This window comes from Corallibacter sp. (assembly GCF_048381695.1).
Lineage (GTDB): Bacteria > Bacteroidota > Bacteroidia > Flavobacteriales > Flavobacteriaceae > Corallibacter > Corallibacter vietnamensis.
This window is the reverse complement of record NZ_JBLXHI010000006.1, coordinates 120,530-136,527: the sequence shown is the minus strand read 5'-3', so window position 1 is coordinate 136,527 and position 15,998 is coordinate 120,530. Positions and strand designations below refer to the sequence as shown.

Annotated in this window: 16 protein-coding genes; 6 read left to right on the top strand and 10 right to left on the bottom strand. The window is 32.2% G+C overall.

Annotated elements, in window-relative coordinates:
* Window positions 1-15: 15 nt before the first annotated feature.
* The 7 genes from ACN5J3_RS09995 to ACN5J3_RS09965 form a co-directional block, all read right to left on the bottom strand.
* Window positions 16-3,318 (bottom strand): T9SS type B sorting domain-containing protein, encoded by a 3,303-nt coding sequence (locus ACN5J3_RS09995; protein ID WP_418511647.1) that lies wholly within the window; start codon window positions 3,316-3,318, stop codon window positions 16-18.
* A gap of 29 nt (window positions 3,319-3,347) precedes the next feature.
* A complete protein-coding gene (locus ACN5J3_RS09990) occupies window positions 3,348-4,175 on the bottom strand; it encodes an ABC transporter permease (RefSeq protein WP_417289722.1) in 828 nt (275 codons plus the stop codon).
* A gap of 22 nt (window positions 4,176-4,197) precedes the next feature.
* The gene (locus ACN5J3_RS09985; RefSeq protein ID WP_418511646.1) at window positions 4,198-5,094 is read right to left on the bottom strand and encodes an ABC transporter ATP-binding protein; all 897 of its coding nucleotides are present in this window, start codon (window positions 5,092-5,094) and stop codon (window positions 4,198-4,200) included.
* Between the two features lie 148 nt (window positions 5,095-5,242).
* Window positions 5,243-5,761, bottom strand: a complete 519-nt coding sequence (locus ACN5J3_RS09980) for an IS1096 element passenger TnpR family protein (RefSeq protein WP_417289720.1) — start codon at window positions 5,759-5,761, stop codon at window positions 5,243-5,245.
* 25 nt (window positions 5,762-5,786) lie between these two features.
* Window positions 5,787-6,821: a COX15/CtaA family protein gene (locus tag ACN5J3_RS09975; RefSeq protein WP_418511645.1), complete on the bottom strand. Its 1,035-nt coding sequence runs from the start codon at window positions 6,819-6,821 to the stop codon at window positions 5,787-5,789.
* A gap of 7 nt (window positions 6,822-6,828) precedes the next feature.
* A complete protein-coding gene (locus ACN5J3_RS09970; RefSeq protein WP_417289718.1) occupies window positions 6,829-8,247 on the bottom strand; it encodes a CCA tRNA nucleotidyltransferase in 1,419 nt (472 codons plus the stop codon).
* 43 nt (window positions 8,248-8,290) lie between these two features.
* A complete protein-coding gene (locus tag ACN5J3_RS09965; protein WP_418511643.1) occupies window positions 8,291-8,851 on the bottom strand; it encodes an L-threonylcarbamoyladenylate synthase in 561 nt (186 codons plus the stop codon).
* 118 nt (window positions 8,852-8,969) lie between these two features.
* Between ACN5J3_RS09965 and ACN5J3_RS09960 the strand changes: the two genes are divergently transcribed.
* On the top strand, window positions 8,970-9,848 hold the full coding sequence (locus ACN5J3_RS09960) for an alpha-1,2-fucosyltransferase (protein WP_417289716.1): 879 nt from the start codon (window positions 8,970-8,972) through the stop codon (window positions 9,846-9,848).
* A gap of 31 nt (window positions 9,849-9,879) precedes the next feature.
* Complete coding sequence (locus ACN5J3_RS09955) at window positions 9,880-10,641, top strand: lipopolysaccharide kinase InaA family protein (RefSeq protein WP_418511642.1); 762 nt, start codon at window positions 9,880-9,882, stop codon at window positions 10,639-10,641.
* Here ACN5J3_RS09955 and ACN5J3_RS09950 read toward each other — a convergent pair whose 3' ends face one another.
* The 3 genes from ACN5J3_RS09950 to ACN5J3_RS09940 are packed head-to-tail and all read right to left on the bottom strand — an operon-like array spanning window position 10,642 to window position 13,272.
* Window positions 10,642-11,397 carry a glycosyltransferase family 2 protein gene (locus tag ACN5J3_RS09950; RefSeq protein WP_418511641.1) on the bottom strand — a complete coding sequence of 252 codons (756 nt, stop codon included), beginning with the start codon at window positions 11,395-11,397 and terminating at the stop codon, window positions 10,642-10,644.
* The gene (locus ACN5J3_RS09945) at window positions 11,398-12,456 is read right to left on the bottom strand and encodes a glycosyltransferase family 9 protein (RefSeq protein WP_418511640.1); all 1,059 of its coding nucleotides are present in this window, start codon (window positions 12,454-12,456) and stop codon (window positions 11,398-11,400) included.
* Window positions 12,457-13,272, bottom strand: coding sequence for a 2,3,4,5-tetrahydropyridine-2,6-dicarboxylate N-succinyltransferase (locus ACN5J3_RS09940; protein ID WP_417289712.1), 816 nt, complete (start codon window positions 13,270-13,272; stop codon window positions 12,457-12,459).
* A gap of 197 nt (window positions 13,273-13,469) precedes the next feature.
* Between ACN5J3_RS09940 and ruvX the strand changes: the two genes are divergently transcribed.
* From ruvX to mazG, 4 genes are all read left to right on the top strand, one after another.
* Window positions 13,470-13,880 (top strand): Holliday junction resolvase RuvX, encoded by a 411-nt coding sequence (ruvX, locus tag ACN5J3_RS09935; RefSeq protein ID WP_418509400.1) that lies wholly within the window; start codon window positions 13,470-13,472, stop codon window positions 13,878-13,880.
* A gap of 106 nt (window positions 13,881-13,986) precedes the next feature.
* Window positions 13,987-14,577: a peptide deformylase gene (gene def, locus ACN5J3_RS09930; protein WP_344728698.1), complete on the top strand. Its 591-nt coding sequence runs from the start codon at window positions 13,987-13,989 to the stop codon at window positions 14,575-14,577.
* Between the two features lie 52 nt (window positions 14,578-14,629).
* Window positions 14,630-15,049 carry a DUF5606 domain-containing protein gene (locus ACN5J3_RS09925; protein ID WP_344728700.1) on the top strand — a complete coding sequence of 140 codons (420 nt, stop codon included), beginning with the start codon at window positions 14,630-14,632 and terminating at the stop codon, window positions 15,047-15,049.
* Between the two features lie 136 nt (window positions 15,050-15,185).
* Window positions 15,186-15,965 carry a nucleoside triphosphate pyrophosphohydrolase gene (mazG, locus tag ACN5J3_RS09920; RefSeq protein ID WP_344728702.1) on the top strand — a complete coding sequence of 260 codons (780 nt, stop codon included), beginning with the start codon at window positions 15,186-15,188 and terminating at the stop codon, window positions 15,963-15,965.
* Window positions 15,966-15,998 lie beyond the last annotated feature (33 nt).

Here is a 15,998-nt window from a genome sequence, read left to right as displayed (position 1 = left end):
TACAAATTTTAATGTTTATCTTTTTAAAGTAAAGTGATTATTATAAGTTCTTCCATCTTGTAAAGTTACAGAAAACCAATAATCACTAACAGGTAAAACGTTACCATTGTAAGTTCCATCCCAACCAGGACCAAGAGGATCTAATTGTTTTAAAAGCTTACCATATCTGTCAAAAATCAGAATTTTAGAATTAGGCTGAAACATAGATGAAATACCTTGTACTTGCCAAGTATCGTTGGTGCCATCACCATTTGGTGTGAAAAATTTAGGAAACCCAATAACAGAAACACTGTTTTCTACAATACCACAATCATTTTTAACATCTTTTACACTTACGGTATAAATACCAGGGTAAACGTTAGTAAAGGTATTGCTTGTTTGGTAATTAGTGATAATTCCGTTTTGGTCAAAAAGAGCATATTCATAATCACCTTCACCAGAAACAAGTACTGTAATAGTATTGTTTTCAGAAGCATCGATAACCTCAATAGAGTCAAACGTAGCAATGTTTGATGGGTTTACAGTGATATTTCTAGATTTAGAACAACCTGTATTTATGTTGGTAGCCGTTACGGTGTAAGTTCCAACGGTGTTTACCATAATTTCATAAGTGTTTTCACCAGAAGACCAGTTATATAAATAGTTATTAGGATTATCGTTAACAATTCCAGCATCTATAGGTCTGCTTGATGGGAAATTATTAAGGCAATACAAAACAGTCTCGTCGTCTTCTAATTGAGGAAGCATATTGATTGTTAATAAAGCTTCACCTATACCAAAACAGGCATTAGCATTTTCTACTCTAAAATAAATAGTTTCATTATACGGTTGCGTGTTAGTATAAGGGGATGTTAACTCGTTTTGCTCAAGTAAAGCATCATTATAAGAGCTGTAATAAGTAACAGGAAATGTGATATTGTTTTGAGTTTGTATATCTGTGGTAAAATCATCTAGGTTAAAGGAGTTAATACCATCTTCAGAATTAAGTTCGTCACATACAGGGTTAGCAATATAGTCATTAACTTGTGTGGTGCTAACTTGTAGCGTTACATTAGCAATGCTAAAGCAGCCTGTATTGTCGTCTTTTACTCTGGCGTAAATAATTTGAGGGTTAGCATTATTAGTAAAAGCATCAGCATTTACAGCAGTAGTAGATATGTCTTGGGCATCTGTTAAACTTTCATGAAAAGTTGTAGATAAATTCGTGTTTCCACCTGTTATATCATCAATTATTTGGTTTAGATTGAAGGTCGTTATTTCGTCGTTAATGCCATCTTCATCACATTGTATTAGCGAAGTGTTTACAACAACAGGTAAAGGGTTTACAATAATGTTAAATGAATTTGTATCAAAACAGTCTTCATTTTCTTTGTTTTCTATTCTAGTAAAAATAGTTTCAGAAAAAGGAGTTTGATTATAGTAAGTAAGAGGTAAATCAGAAAAGCCATTTATAGCATCGTTTAATGACGAATGATAAGTTATATTGTAATCTGCGGCATTCTGACCATTTAAGATATCATCATTAAAGTTGGTCAGATTAATTTCAACCTGACCGTTTGTATTATCTCCATCAGTATCATCATCACAAACTGCTTGATCTTCCAGATCATTGGCAGTTGGCGTGTTTAAAACCCTAATGATAAAAGATTTTAAGTCATAGCAATTAGGATTTCCATCGTTATCAACTCTATACCAAATAGTTTGCGGGTTTGATGTGTTTTCATAAGAGCCTATAATTTCGTTGTCATTGTTATTAGCGTCAGCTTCAGATTCAAAATAATGAACGCTATAAATTGAAGCGTCTTGAGTGCCTAAAGCATCAATATTTAGACTTGTAAAATCAAAAGACCAAGTATCGTCGTTGTTATCATCACAAATAGAAATGTCGTCTATTAAGTTAGCAACTGGATAATCAAAATACTCAACGATAGCCTTACCTTCTAAAATTCCACATCCACCATCATTAAGGTTTATAGTAACCTCATAAATACCGTTTTGAGATACGACCAAATCATAATCATTTTCACTGATTATATTACCATTAAAAGTCCATTCATAGGTGGCGTCAGGGATATTGTCAGCTTCTAAAGTGTATGTGTCCCCTGTACATAAAGGTAAAAATGTAGTTTCGCTACCATTTCTAATAATATCTATGTCTTCAGCAAAAAAGGAAGCTATAAAAGGCGGTAAGCCTTGTGTTGAATTATTTGTGCCTAAATCTATAGCATTGCTTTGATAGTCACATCCAACTCCTAAAGTGTTAGGATTGTTTATAACACTTAAATAAGGAGCACCACGGCTATAAGTTAAAGACATAGATCTATAAATTTTGCCATCAGGACCTAATTGTAAAGCACTTCTATACATATCTTGCCTATCTATAGGTAATTCAGAAGCTTGTATATCTGTTGTTCCGAGATTAAACTGTGTTAATACAGAATGATGATTTCTTGGATCATGATCTCCAGTTCCAAAAAAATCGTTGGATGAGGTTACATATAAAAGGTTGCTGTTTGGCGAAAACTCAATACCGTAAGGTTTATTGTTTGTCCCTGAAATATTTAATCTCAAAGGGTTACTTACATGTCCTGTATCAGTATCAAAATCAAATATATGTAAACCATTGCTAGTGCTGGCACAAGCAAGTTTTTCTCCATTAGGAGACAGTTTTAAGTAACCACGTAAATCAGTAATGTTTAAAGTGCCAATTCTTGTAGATACAGGTGTAGTGTCTACACCGGTAGTTGAAATTTCAAAAGCATGAAATGTATTCATGGTGCTTACTCCATTTCCGTTTAAATTTGATAAGGCAATAACCCAAATAGAACCTGATTGACAATCTTTTAATACAGCTGATATTTTTTCAGAACATCTTTCAAGAAGCTCTGTTTCAGCTCCAACCATACCTCCAAGTCCACCGTTAAGTGTCATATCTACAGTGTAGTAGTTCAAACCATTTGTGGTTTGATTGGAGCCAACTGTAAATATGTAATAAATATTAGGGTCGTTAGGTTTTGGAACAACAATAGCAGATTGCGTGCTGGATTCATCTCCTTTTAAAAGAAAAGTACTCATTTCTAGATGATTCCTGTTGTAAACTCTTTGACCATCTGTATAAAAAAGGAGGTTCCCACTAGCATCAGATATAGATGAGCAACCCTCTACAGTATTTAACTGACCATCATTTAAAACCGTAATACTCCCATCTGTACCAAAGTTGATTCCTGCATTTTCACCAAAATACCAGTTAGCAGCTTCTTGTTGAGCATAGGTGTAAGTACATACAGTTAACAGTATGTATAATAATCTTTTTTTCATTTTTTTGATAGCAATAGCTATCAAAGATATCACAAATCTCGCTTTTTTAATAATCTAAACGATAAAAAGATAAATATAGCTGTCCAACCTAACACAATGGCTATTTCTTGCCAATGTACAGCATAGTCGTAAGTTAAGTCTACTTTATCAGGGTATTTAGTCATTATAATACGCTGTATAGGTTGATCTATCAACTTGTACATAGACTCTAAAGGCATAAAACCTTTAACTTTAAAAGCTGTTTCAGAATTACCAAAAATCTCATATGAACCCCAAAAAACTAGCCACTCTACGATATATAAAATAAATAGAAAAGCAAGCGCAAAAGCTGAACGCTTTACAAGCATACCAAAAAACAAACACAAGCTAAAGAACCCAACCAGTTTTATGAAATACGCTAAAATAAATTCGGTTTCTCTAAAAATAATGGCAGCTTCTGTGTAACTAGAATAGTATAAGCCAATAAAAAATGAAGCAACGCTTATCAGGATTGTTGCTAAAAGTGAAAAGAATACAATGGTGTAAAATTTTGAAAGAATAAATTCTTTCTTGCTTAAACCATCAATTAAGTTTTGCTTTAGTGTTTTATTACTGTATTCATTGCCTATCATACTTACAACAACAATAGCAAAGAAAAATTTGAAATAAGAAGCAAAAAAAGTTGTTATATGCCAGATTATAGGGAAGTTGAAAATACCTAATTCGCCTAGTTCTAGTGTGAAAAATCCGAAAAAATTTATTTTTATTGAAGACAGGATTAATACTGTAAATGGTAAAATAAACGATACAAAAATGAGTATTTTACTGGTTCTGTTAAGTAAAAGTTTTTGTAATTCTAAATTTATAAGTCGTAACATGTGATTGGTTTTTTGATTGGAATTAAACGTTGTCTGTTAGTTTTAAGAACTGCTCTTCAAGGCTTTCTTTTCGTTTAACAAGGTGTGATAGTGTAATGCCGTTTTCAAACATAAGTTTATTTACAGCCTTTGCATCCATAGGCTGATCCAAGAACGCAGTAACCAAATCATCTTCTACTTTAATTTTTCCAAACATTTTTTTGTCGTCAAGAAACTTTAATAGTTGTTCTTGTTTTTCTGCTTTAAGCTCTAAAAATCCATGACTACTTATCATTTCGTCCACACGACCAGAATATAGTTTTTCACCCTTTCTTAAAACAACTACATGGCTACATACTTTTTCAACTTCATCTAGTAGGTGAGAGGCTAACAAAATTGTAGTGCCATCGCTGGCAATTTTCTTTATAAGTTCACGTATTTGATGAATTCCCTGCGGATCTAATCCGTTAGTAGGTTCGTCTAATATTAATATTTCTGGGTCGTTTAAAAGCGCAGAAGCAATAGCTAAACGTTGTTTCATTCCCAGAGAATAGGTTTTAAATTTATGGTCTTTTCTATCTAATAAATCTACCACTTGAAGCTTTTCTTCTATCTTACTATATGGAACGCCTTTTATCTTGCAAACAAGTTTTAGGTTTTGGTAGGCTGTCATATATGGATAAAAATTAGGACGTTCTATAATAGCTCCTACTTTTTTTAAGGCGTTATGGGTTGATACATTACCATCAAACCAGTGAAAGTTTCCTTCGGTTTTATTTACCACGTTAAGTACAATACCTAGAGTGGTAGATTTTCCGCTACCGTTAGGGCCTAAAATACCATATACATTGCCTTTGTTTATGGTAAATGATAAGTCTTTTACAGCTGTGAGATAGCCAAATTTTTTTGTAAGATTTTTGATTGTTAATACGGTCTCCAAAATGTGTGGTTTTTGTTTACTGATATAAAAAGTCAGTAATGTTGGTTATTAATGTGACGATTAAATTAGTGAATTGTTACAAAATAAAAAATGCATCCTATTATTGTGGGATGCATTTTTAAGTTTTTTATAAAAAAGAAAAAATTGATTAATTCCAATTTTCATCAAAATCTAAATTATCATAATCTTCTATATCAAGATCGTCATCAAACTCATTAAAGTCATCATTAAAATCATCAGATTCAAAAGCTTTTTCTGGCGCTTGATCAGGAATTTGTCCGTGTACAAACATAAGGTTTGGGTAATCAGTACCTTCAACTTCTTCAACAATTTCAGCAAGTTCTACATAAAATGTCCACATGCTTAAAAAATCATAAACATAAATAAGCTTTGTTTGTGCTTCATGAACCACATCATTAATAGTGGTTTCGTTCATTAGCCTTACAGAGTTTACGCCTTCACTCATGTCAAATAGTGAAATTTCTTCTCCTTGTTCCCAAGTATCATTACTCATGTAAAATGAAGCCATTTCCATACCGTCAAATCCAAAGGATTGCGTAATGATGTTGTGTAAATCTTCAAGGGTATCAGTTTCACGAATTTCTAAATCGCGAAAAACATCATCTTCTGTATCGTTGTCAAGAATAACTCTAAATCTGTAAACCATAATTTTTTAAAATAAGCGTGCAAAGTTACGAAGTTTGTAGTTTGTTTTTAGCGTTAAATGCTTCTAAAATTAAGTAATATTGAATTCCGAACAAAATACTAGCTAAAACAAGGTGCAAACTTTGCGAACCAAAAGGAAAATTAAAATTAGCCATGGCAATTCCTGAGAGTACTTCTATGATGAGAATGCCCATAACCCAGTTTAATTTTTTATGGTTGAGTTTGTATTTTTTTAATAAATAATATAGATAACCATTTACCAGTAGGACTACAATAGAGAATGATCTATGTACGTAAAAAGAAAGGGTTGGATTGTTTAGCCATAAGTCTGTATTTTCATCTCCTAGCAGTTTACTTTGCTCGTCAATAAATTGTCTTACTTGCGTACCTAGCACAATTTGAATAAGTGTTAGTATAGAAGCAACTACCAGTACGTTTTTAAATACGTTGTGCTGCTTAAAAGCCTTTTTGTTAGGGCTTGTTTTGTAAATAACATATAAAATGGCAGCAACTATTACCAGTGCCATAACCATATGAACTGTTATTTTAAAAGGAGCTAAATGAGAGTCTACTACGGTTTTTCCTAACCATGCTTGAAATCCCATACCAAAAACTATTGCAAACGATAGTAGTGTAATGGTTTTGTTTTCTTTCCAGAACTTTACTGATGCAAAAGCCATTAATAATGTTGCGAAACCTGCTAGAGCACCAAATAGTCGGTTTATATATTCTACCCAAGTATGTGTTGGGTTAAAAACAGCATAATCATGTTTTGTATAGGTTTCCCAATGTGATTTTATAAATGTATCTGCAGTTGTAAAATCTGATTTGGCTACTTGTAATGTTTCGTTTACAATAATAACTTGCCCTTTTTTGTAGGTTTTATTAGCATGCCATTCTAACTGTTCGTGTTCTGTAGGCGGAATATAGTAACCAAAACATTTAGGCCAGTCTGGGCAACCCATGCCGCTACCTGTCATTCTTACCACAGCACCAGCAATAATAACCAAATATGTTAAAACAAGCGTTACTTTGGCAATGGTGTGAAAATGCTTTTTCATATGTTTTTTAGTTTTGTATGGTCAAGCCTAATCGTTTACCTTCTTTAAGCATAAGTTGATAGGCGGCTTCATGTTCGTTAGGGATATCACCTTCTAGAATAGCTTCTTTAATCGTTTCTTTTATGATACCTATTTCTTTTGAAGGCTTTAAATTGAAAGTATTCATAATTTCTTCACCAGAAATTGGTGGTTGAAAATTACGCACATGATCACGCGCTTCAACTTCAACTATTTTTTCACGAACTATCTTAAAGTTGTTGTGATATTTTTTGAACTTTTTCGGGTTTTTTGTAGTAATGTCAGCTTCACAAAGTGTCATTAAATCATCCACATAATCACCTGCGTCAAAAACTAATCTACGAACAGCAGAATCTGTAACTTCATCATTTGCTAGTACAATAGGTCTTGAGCTCATAAATACCATTTTCTGTACAAATTTCATTTTGTCATTAAGTGGCATTTTAAGGCGCTTAAAAAGATGATAGACCATTTTTGAACCTTCAAATTCATGACCATGAAAGGTCCAGCCTGTTCTTTTGTAAAAACGTTTGGTTGGTGCTTTGCCAATATCATGAAGCAAAGCGGCCCAGCGTAACCATAGGTTGTCTGTGTTTTCAGAAATGTTATCAACGACTTCAAGCGTGTGATAAAAATTGTCTTTATGACGTTGGCCTTCTATCTCGTCAATGCCTTTTAAGGCAGTAAGCTCAGGTAAAATACGATTAAGTAGTCCTGTTTTTTCAAGTAATAAAAACCCAGTAGAAGGTTTTTTGCTTTCTAGAATTTTGTTTAGCTCTACAACAATGCGTTCGTTGGTAATTATTTTTATGCGTTCGCTATTTCTTGAAATAGCGTTAAGAGATTCTTCTTCAATTTTAAATCCTAATTGTGTTGCAAAACGAATAGCACGCATCATTCGTAAAGGGTCGTCGCTATAAGTAATATCAGGATCTAAAGGTGTTTTTATTAATTTGTTTTCTAAATCTTGAATACCTCCAAACGGATCTAATAGTTCTCCAAAGTTGGCTTCAGATAAATTAAGAGCTAATGCATTTATGGTAAAATCTCTTCGGTTTTGATCATCTTGAAGTGAGCCGTTTTCAACAATAGGGTTGCGGCTATTTTCTTGATAACTTTCTTTTCTGGCGCCTACAAATTCAACTTCAATATCATCATAGCGAAGCATTGCTGTTCCATAAGTTTTAAAAACTTGAACTTTAGGTTTGTTAGGTAAATTTTTTGCGACTTGTTTTGCTAAAGCGATACCGCTACCAATGGCAACAATATCAATGTCTTTTGCTGAGCCTCTTTTTAAAATAAAATCGCGAACAAATCCGCCTATAACGTAACTGTCTATGTTAAGTTCTTTGGCTGATTGAGAAACAGTCTTGAATATAGGGTGTTGCAGTGCTTTTTTATAATTCATGAGCTTCTAATGCCAAGTTTCGAGTAGGACTAATTATTGAGAGTTATTTTCTTATTGTTTGCACACTGCCATCGTCGTGTAATTTTATGATTGAGGATGGTTTTGTGGCTGTTTTTTTGTCTGGCAAATTTACAACATAGTCTACACCTTTTAAAATGTCAGAAGATATTTCTTTAAATGAATTTGGCGTTGGTTCACCGCTAATATTTGCAGATGTAGAAACAATAGCGCCATTAAATTTATTAAGAAGTTGTAGACAAAAATCATGATTAGGGATTCTAATTGCTAATGTATTGTCGTCAGCAATTAAGTTTGGAGCTAAATGTTGCGGATTGTTGTAAATTATTGTCGTAGGTTTCTCGTTATTATTAAAGTAGCTATAAGCAACTTCAGGAACGTTTTTTATATACGTTTTTAGCATAACATCATTTGCAACCAGGCAAATAAGCGCTTTGCTTTCAGCACGTTGTTTTAGTTTGTAAATTTTTTCAACAGCATGACTATTTGAAGCATCGCAGCCAATACCCCAAACAGTATCTGTAGGATATAGTATAAGTCCTCCTTTTTTTAAGGTTTCAAAGGCTTTATTTATTATATCTTGCATGGTGATAATATCAAAAAAATATTACAGCAAAAATAAGAAAAGTTGTAATATTGCTTAAATAATTAATGTTTTTCAACAAATACGTTTAAAATGACGTGTTTAAAAGATTTGTACAAGTATGGTTATTGTTAGATTGCGTGGTGGATTAGGAAATCAAATGTTTCAGTATGCTTTAGGAAAAAGAATTTCAGAGCAATTAAATACGCCATTAAAGTTAGACTTAACAACCATTTTAAGAGTAAAAAAGAAAGAAGGGTTTACTTATAGACCTTATCAACTTCATATATTTAATGTAGAAGAAAGTTACCTAATAAACCCAAAAACAATTCGTTTTTTTAATAAACTCCATCTGCATTTTATAGTTGAAATAATTAAAGGAATAAAGTTATTAGGTAAGAAAAAAGTAAAGGAAAGAACCTTTACGGTTGATGATAACCTGATAAATTCGCCATTAAACAATGCGTTATATAGTGGTTACTGGCAAAGCGAAAAATATTTTAGAGATGCTGAAGCCTCATTACGACTTGATTTCTCTTTTAAAGAACCTTTGTCACCACAAGCAACAAATATTCTTGAAAAAATACAACAAACCAATAGTGTTTGTGTACATATGAGGCGTGGCGATTATGTACAGAATAATTATTTTGTACCTATGAGTTCTGATTATTTTGAGAAAGCTTCTTCATATATTAACGACCATATAAAGGATCCTCATTTTTTTATATTTTCAGATGAACCTCAATGGTGTATTGATAATATAAAAATGGATGCTAACTTTACAGTTGTAGATTTTGAAACAGAAAAAATTAAATACAAAGAAGATTTGCAGTTAATGGCTTCTTGCCAACATTTCATTATGTCTGCAAGTAGTTTTTCTTGGTGGGCTGTTTGGTTAAGCGGTGTTAAAAACAAAATAACAATAGCACCAAAACAATGGTTTGCTGATCAAAGTATTGATGTAAGCGATTTGGTTGGAAACGATTGGATAAGACTGTAATTAAGATACTATAAAATAAGTAATAAAACACATGAACATTAAAATTTCTGATAAGTTTTTAGCTTTTAAAGATGATATTGAAAATTGTATTAACAATTTTTCAGCTTCAGGAACTTTACTGTCTGGTGGAGATAGAAATTCTCTTAAAACCTTTAAGGTTAAGGATAAGGTTTTAAACATAAAATCGTTTAAAATACCAAACCTTGTTAATCAAGTAGTCTATAAATTTTTTAGAAAAAGTAAAGCACAACGCTCTTTTGAATATGCTAGTAAATTAATGGCATTAAATGTAGGCACGCCACAACCAATAGCTTATTATGAGAAAACAACCTCTTTTCTTTTTAAAAATAGTTACTACGTTAGCGAGCATTTAGATTATGATATTACTTACAGAGAGTTGATGTTAAATTTAGATTACCCTAATAACGAAAAGATTTTACGAGCATTTACAAGGTTTACATACAACCTACATAAAAAGGGTATTAATTTTTTAGATCACTCACCAGGAAATACCCTAATTCAGATAAACAATGGTGATTATAAATTTTATTTGGTTGATTTAAACCGAATGGAGTTTAAGCATATGTCTTTTAATACACGCATCAGGAATTTTGAGCGCTTAAGTGTTCATGAATCTGTGGTGAGAATAATGAGTGATGAGTATGCTAAATGTTCTGGAGAAGATTTTCAAAAAATCTTTAATTTGATGTGGTCTTCTACTCAAAAATTTCAAGATAAATTTTACAGGAAAATTCGCTTAAAAAAGAAACTGCTTTTTTGGCGTAAAAAATAATTACTTCCTGTTTTTACGTAACAACCATAATTTTACGTAGCGCATAAAAACTACGTAACCTTGAAGATATCCTATGGTTAAACCCACAACGCCATCTCTAAAGCCACTTTGTACAATGTAGTGTTTAAAAAAACCCCAAAAAGGCTTTATAACAAAATGGTAAGGCGTTAAAGTTCCTGTTTTTTTGTCGTAATCTTTTGCTTGCCATGTAGCATACTTGTTTAGCTTTTCAATGTATGCGTCAAGTGTTGTATATGTGTTATGATAAAGCTTGTTTTTTAATTTACTTACAGGACCATTTGCTATTATTTCCTCATGCACAAATTTATCTTCGTATTTACAGGAATCTCTTTTAAAAAAGCGAATAACTTTATCATTTCTCCAGCCACTAAAATGTACGCGTTTACCCATAAAATGATTCATTCTACCTATCCAATAAGCAACAAGATCTGTTTTAGGATTTTTCAATAAATCAATAATTTCGGCTTGTAGTTCAGGAGTTACACGTTCGTCAGCATCAACAAGTAAAACCCAATCATATTTAGCTTGAGGAATTGCCCAATTTTTTTGGTCTGCAGCATATTTAAACTCTCGTTGTAACACTGTGACACCAAGACTTTTTGCTTTTTCATAAGTGCCATCGTTAGTAAAACTATCTACAACAATAATTTCATTGGCAAACCTTACTGAATCTATTACAGCTTCAATATTGTGTATTTCGTTACCAACAGGAATTATGGCAGTTAGTTTTTGCATTTAGTATATGTGCTTTAAAAAAGATACGAGTTGTTTTTCAAAGAAATCAGGGTTAAATTCTTGATAAAGTGACATGGCTTGAGGTTTCATTTCTTTTTCAGTTTTATTAGCATATAGATCAGGTTTATAGTCTTTTAAATGTACTGAAACATTTTTAGAGTCATCTTCAAAAATACTCCAAGTATCTTTGTCTATCCATGGTGAAAATATGGTAAACGTTTTAATATTCAAAGCCTTTGCCATATTTACTGCGCCACCTTCGTTGCCAATTAGCGCGTTACAGTGTGTTGTTATAGCCAAGAAATCACGTAAGCTTTTACCGTATACATTAAAGTATATATGATTTTGCGTGTTGGTTTTACATAAATCAAAAATAGCTTTGGCTTCAGGTTCTTGTTTTGGAATGTAGTTAAATAAAATTTGGCCTTGAGTTTGTGAAACAATAAGATCTATCACCTTTGCCATATGATGAAACGGGTAAGTTTTATTTTCTCCACTACCTAAAACACTAATCATAAAAAGGGGTTTTTTAAAATCTATGTTATAAGATCTCAAAAATGCTTTACTAGTTTCTTTTTCTTGTTGAGTGATATAAATTTTAGGCTTTATGTTTTCTATATCAATGCCTAGAGGTTCTAATAATTGTAGCCTGTTTACAATAGCTAAACCAGCAGGATTGCTAGTGCTAGTTAAACGTTTTATATTGTGAGTATAAACAAAAGTTGTATAAGATTTGTGGTACGAAATTTTTGTTTTTGCTCCAGAAAATAAAGTTATGATGTTGCTAGAGAGTTTGGAATACACATCAATAACAACATCATACTTATTCTTTTTTATGCTTTTTGCTAGTTTAAAAAGTTTTCGTTTGCTTTTTTCAACTTCAGGTGAGAAATGAATGAAATTAGTTAAGAAAGGGTTGTTTTCAACAACAGGAAAGGTATGCGAATTTATTAAATAATCTAATTGCGCATTAGGGTATTTTTCACGTAATGCTTCAAACAGAATACTGCTTGTAAGCACATCACCAATCATTTTTTGTTGAATAACTAAAATCTTCATTTATACAGCAACATCATATTCTCTTAAAGCATCATTAAGAGATGTTTTTTTGTTTGTACTTTCTTTTCGTTTACCAATAATTAAAGCACAAGGAACATTATAAGTTCCTGAAGGAAACTCTTTAGCGTAACTTCCTGGAATTACAACAGATCGCGCAGGAACAATGCCTTTCATTTCAACAGGTTCATCTCCTGTTACATCAATAATTTTTGTAGAGGCTGTTAGTACTACGTTTGCACCAAGAACAGCTTCGGTTTCTACTTTTACACCTTCAACAACAATACATCTTGACCCTATAAACGCATTGTCTTCAATAATTACAGGAGCTGCTTGTAAAGGTTCTAAAACACCACCAATACCAACACCACCAGATAGGTGCACATTTTTGCCTATTTGCGCACAGCTTCCTACTGTTGCCCAAGTATCAACCATAGTGCCTTCATCTACATAAGCACCAATATTTACATAACTAGGCATCATAATAACACCGCTAGAAATATAGGCACCATGACGTGCTACAGCATGAGGTACTACACGAATACCTTTGTCTTTATAACCTGTTTTTAAAGGAATTTTATCATGATATTCAAAAATACCGACTTCAAAAGTTTCCATTTTTTGAATTGGGAAATATAAAACGACAGCTTTTTTAACCCATTCGTTAACCTGCCAGCCGTTTTCAGTAGGTTCAGCAACGCGTAAAGTTCCAGCGTCAAGTAAATCTATAACGCTTCTTATGCTATCAATGGTTACTTTGTCTTTAAGTAGCTCTCTGTTTTCCCAAGCTTCTTCTATTATGTGTTGTAGTTGTTTCATTGTAAAAAAATGGTTTTCGCAAAGATAACCCTATAAAATTGTATAGCTAAAAAACATTAAAAAAAATGTGACCTATCAAATAAAAGAGTGTCTTAATAATAAGTTGCACTTTAATTATAATGGGAAATAATTAGTTTCGCAATGTGCTCTCCGCTTTTTAGTGGAGAGTTTTTTTATTATGTTACCTTTGCAAATGTATGGGAAGATTACTCGCTATAGATTTTGGGAAAGTAAGAACAGGTATTGCTGTAACAGATGAGTTACAACTAATAGCTTCAGGGCTTACTACGGTTCAAACAAAAGACTTATTAACCTTTCTTAAAGACTACACAAATAAAGAAACTGTAGAGCTGTTTTTGGTGGGAGAACCAAAACAAATGAATAATGAACCATCAGAAAGCGAAGCTTTAATCTCAAACTTTCTTAAAAAACTAGAAAAAGCTATTCCTGCCATTCCTATAAAACGTGTCGATGAGCGCTTTACTTCAAAAATGGCTTTTCAAACAATGATAGATAGTGGTTTGTCAAAAAAGCAACGTAAAAATAAAGCACTTGTTGATGAAATTAGTGCGACTTTAATTCTTCAAAACTACTTACATTATAAATAGTCAGATTATTGCGTTTTAAGTATGTTTTAACGTAATAAATTGATTGTTTTTATGTGAATACTAAAGAAGTGTTGTATTTTTGCAGTCAATTCTTTAAAAACAAAAAATGATATTACCAATAGTAGCTTATGGCGATCCCGTATTAAAAGTTAAAGCAAAGGATATTGCTAAAGATTACCCAAAACTAGATGAGCTTATAGCCAATATGAACGAGACTATGTACAATGCTTATGGTGTTGGACTCGCTGCACCTCAAATAGGTTTGCCTATACGTTTATTTATTGTTGATACATCACCTTTTGCTGAAGACGAAGGTATGCCGGAAGAAGCACGTGAGTTTTTAAAAGATTTTAAGCGTGTGTTTATCAATGCTAAAATAGTAAAAGAAGAAGGTGACGAATGGGCTTTTAACGAAGGGTGTTTGAGTATACCAGATGTAAGAGAAGATGTTTTTAGACAACCTAAAATTACCATTGAATACTATGATGAAAACTTTGAAAAGCACACCGAAGTTTTTGATGGATTAGCCGCAAGAGTTATTCAACATGAATATGATCATATAGAAGGAGTTTTATTTACAGACAAACTGTCTAGTTTAAAAAAACGTCTTATAAAAGGTAAGCTAAATAATATTTCTAAAGGAAAGATAAACATTGATTATAGAATGCGTTTTCCTAATCAAAAAAAGAAACGATAATATTTGAATAACAGTTGCAAAAATATATATTTGCCCACCTTAAAAATAGTATATGAGTTTAGATAAAGTATTAGCAATAGCGGGAAAACCAGGATTATATAAAATGGTAGCACAAACCAGAACAGGTTTTGTTGCTGAGTCGTTAATAGATAAAAGAAAATTATCTGTAGGTATTCATCACAATGTGAGTATTTTAAGCGAAATAGCAATTTATACACTTACTGAAGAAGTGCCGTTACGTGATGTATTTACTAAAATAAAAGAAAAAGAAAACGCCAATGCAACGTCTATAAGTCATAAAGACAGTAAAGATAAATTAGAAGAATACTTTTTTGAAGTGCTTCCTGATTATGATGAAGACAGAGTATATGCAAGTGACATAAAAAAAGTTGTACAATGGTATAACTTACTTCATAAACATGATATGTTAGATTTTGATGTTGAAGAATCAACAACAGATGAAGAAGAATAAAATACTTTTTAGATAAAAAAAATCCAGCAATAAAGCTGGATTTTTTTATTTAAAGCAAATACTTAACTTCATAATAATTGTACTTTTACTATATAAACAACACGCTAATTTTTAAAAAATAACTTAAAACATCTATATGAATTCAAGAGCCAATCAACTAAAAGCATTTGACCGTCTACTTACTATTATGGATGAACTTAGGGAACAATGTCCATGGGATAAAAAACAAACCATGGAAACCTTAAGACATCTTACCATAGAAGAAACTTATGAGCTTGGCGATGCCATATTAGATAATGATCTACAAGAAATAAAAAAGGAATTAGGCGACGTACTACTGCATATCGTATTTTATTCTAAAATAGGTAGTGAAACTAATGATTTTGATATAGCCGATGTTTGCCATAGTATCTGTGATAAGTTAGTACACAGACATCCGCATATTTATGGTGATGTTAAAGTTACTGATGAAGCAGATGTAAAACGTAATTGGGAGCAAATAAAACTAAAAGAAGGAAAAGGGAAAACAAGTGTTTTAGAAGGCGTGCCAAAGAGTTTGCCTGCATTGGTAAAGGCTAATAGAATTCAAGATAAGGTAGCAGGAGTTGGTTTTGATTGGGAGCAACCGCATCAAGTTTGGGAAAAAGTAGAAGAGGAGTTGGCAGAATTTAAGCATGAAGTTGATCAAGGTAATACCGATGCTATGGAAAATGAATTTGGAGACGTTTTATTTTCAATGGTAAACTATGCCAGGTTTTTAAAAATAAACCCAGAGAATGCATTAGAGAGAACAAACAAAAAATTCACAAAAAGGTTCCAATATTTAGAGTCAAAAGCAAGAAGTTTAAACAAATCTTTAAAAGACATGACCCTAGAAGAAATGGACGTTTTTTGGGAAGAAGCAAAAAAACTTTAATTTTTTTTAATCTAAAAAGATCCAAACGTAAAC

Bases quoted from the DNA above. Each gene is read 5' to 3' on its own strand.
- ACN5J3_RS09995 (WP_418511647.1), bottom strand. From the start codon at position 3,318: ATGAAAAAAAGATTATTATACATACTGTTAACTGTATGTACTTACACC.
- ACN5J3_RS09990 (WP_417289722.1), bottom strand. From the start codon at position 4,175: ATGTTACGACTTATAAATTTAGAATTACAAAAACTTTTACTTAACAGA.
- ACN5J3_RS09980 (WP_417289720.1), bottom strand. From the start codon at position 5,761: ATGGTTTACAGATTTAGAGTTATTCTTGACAACGATACAGAAGATGAT.
- ACN5J3_RS09975 (WP_418511645.1), bottom strand. From the start codon at position 6,821: ATGAAAAAGCATTTTCACACCATTGCCAAAGTAACGCTTGTTTTAACA.
- ACN5J3_RS09970 (WP_417289718.1), bottom strand. From the start codon at position 8,247: ATGAATTATAAAAAAGCACTGCAACACCCTATATTCAAGACTGTTTCT.
- ACN5J3_RS09965 (WP_418511643.1), bottom strand. From the start codon at position 8,851: ATGCAAGATATAATAAATAAAGCCTTTGAAACCTTAAAAAAAGGAGGA.
- ACN5J3_RS09960 (WP_417289716.1), top strand. From the start codon at position 8,970: ATGGTTATTGTTAGATTGCGTGGTGGATTAGGAAATCAAATGTTTCAG.
- ACN5J3_RS09955 (WP_418511642.1), top strand. From the start codon at position 9,880: ATGAACATTAAAATTTCTGATAAGTTTTTAGCTTTTAAAGATGATATT.
- ACN5J3_RS09950 (WP_418511641.1), bottom strand. From the start codon at position 11,397: ATGCAAAAACTAACTGCCATAATTCCTGTTGGTAACGAAATACACAAT.
- ACN5J3_RS09945 (WP_418511640.1), bottom strand. From the start codon at position 12,456: ATGAAGATTTTAGTTATTCAACAAAAAATGATTGGTGATGTGCTTACA.
- ACN5J3_RS09940 (WP_417289712.1), bottom strand. From the start codon at position 13,272: ATGAAACAACTACAACACATAATAGAAGAAGCTTGGGAAAACAGAGAG.
- ruvX (WP_418509400.1), top strand. From the start codon at position 13,470: ATGGGAAGATTACTCGCTATAGATTTTGGGAAAGTAAGAACAGGTATT.
- def (WP_344728698.1), top strand. From the start codon at position 13,987: ATGATATTACCAATAGTAGCTTATGGCGATCCCGTATTAAAAGTTAAA.
- ACN5J3_RS09925 (WP_344728700.1), top strand. From the start codon at position 14,630: ATGAGTTTAGATAAAGTATTAGCAATAGCGGGAAAACCAGGATTATAT.
- mazG (WP_344728702.1), top strand. From the start codon at position 15,186: ATGAATTCAAGAGCCAATCAACTAAAAGCATTTGACCGTCTACTTACT.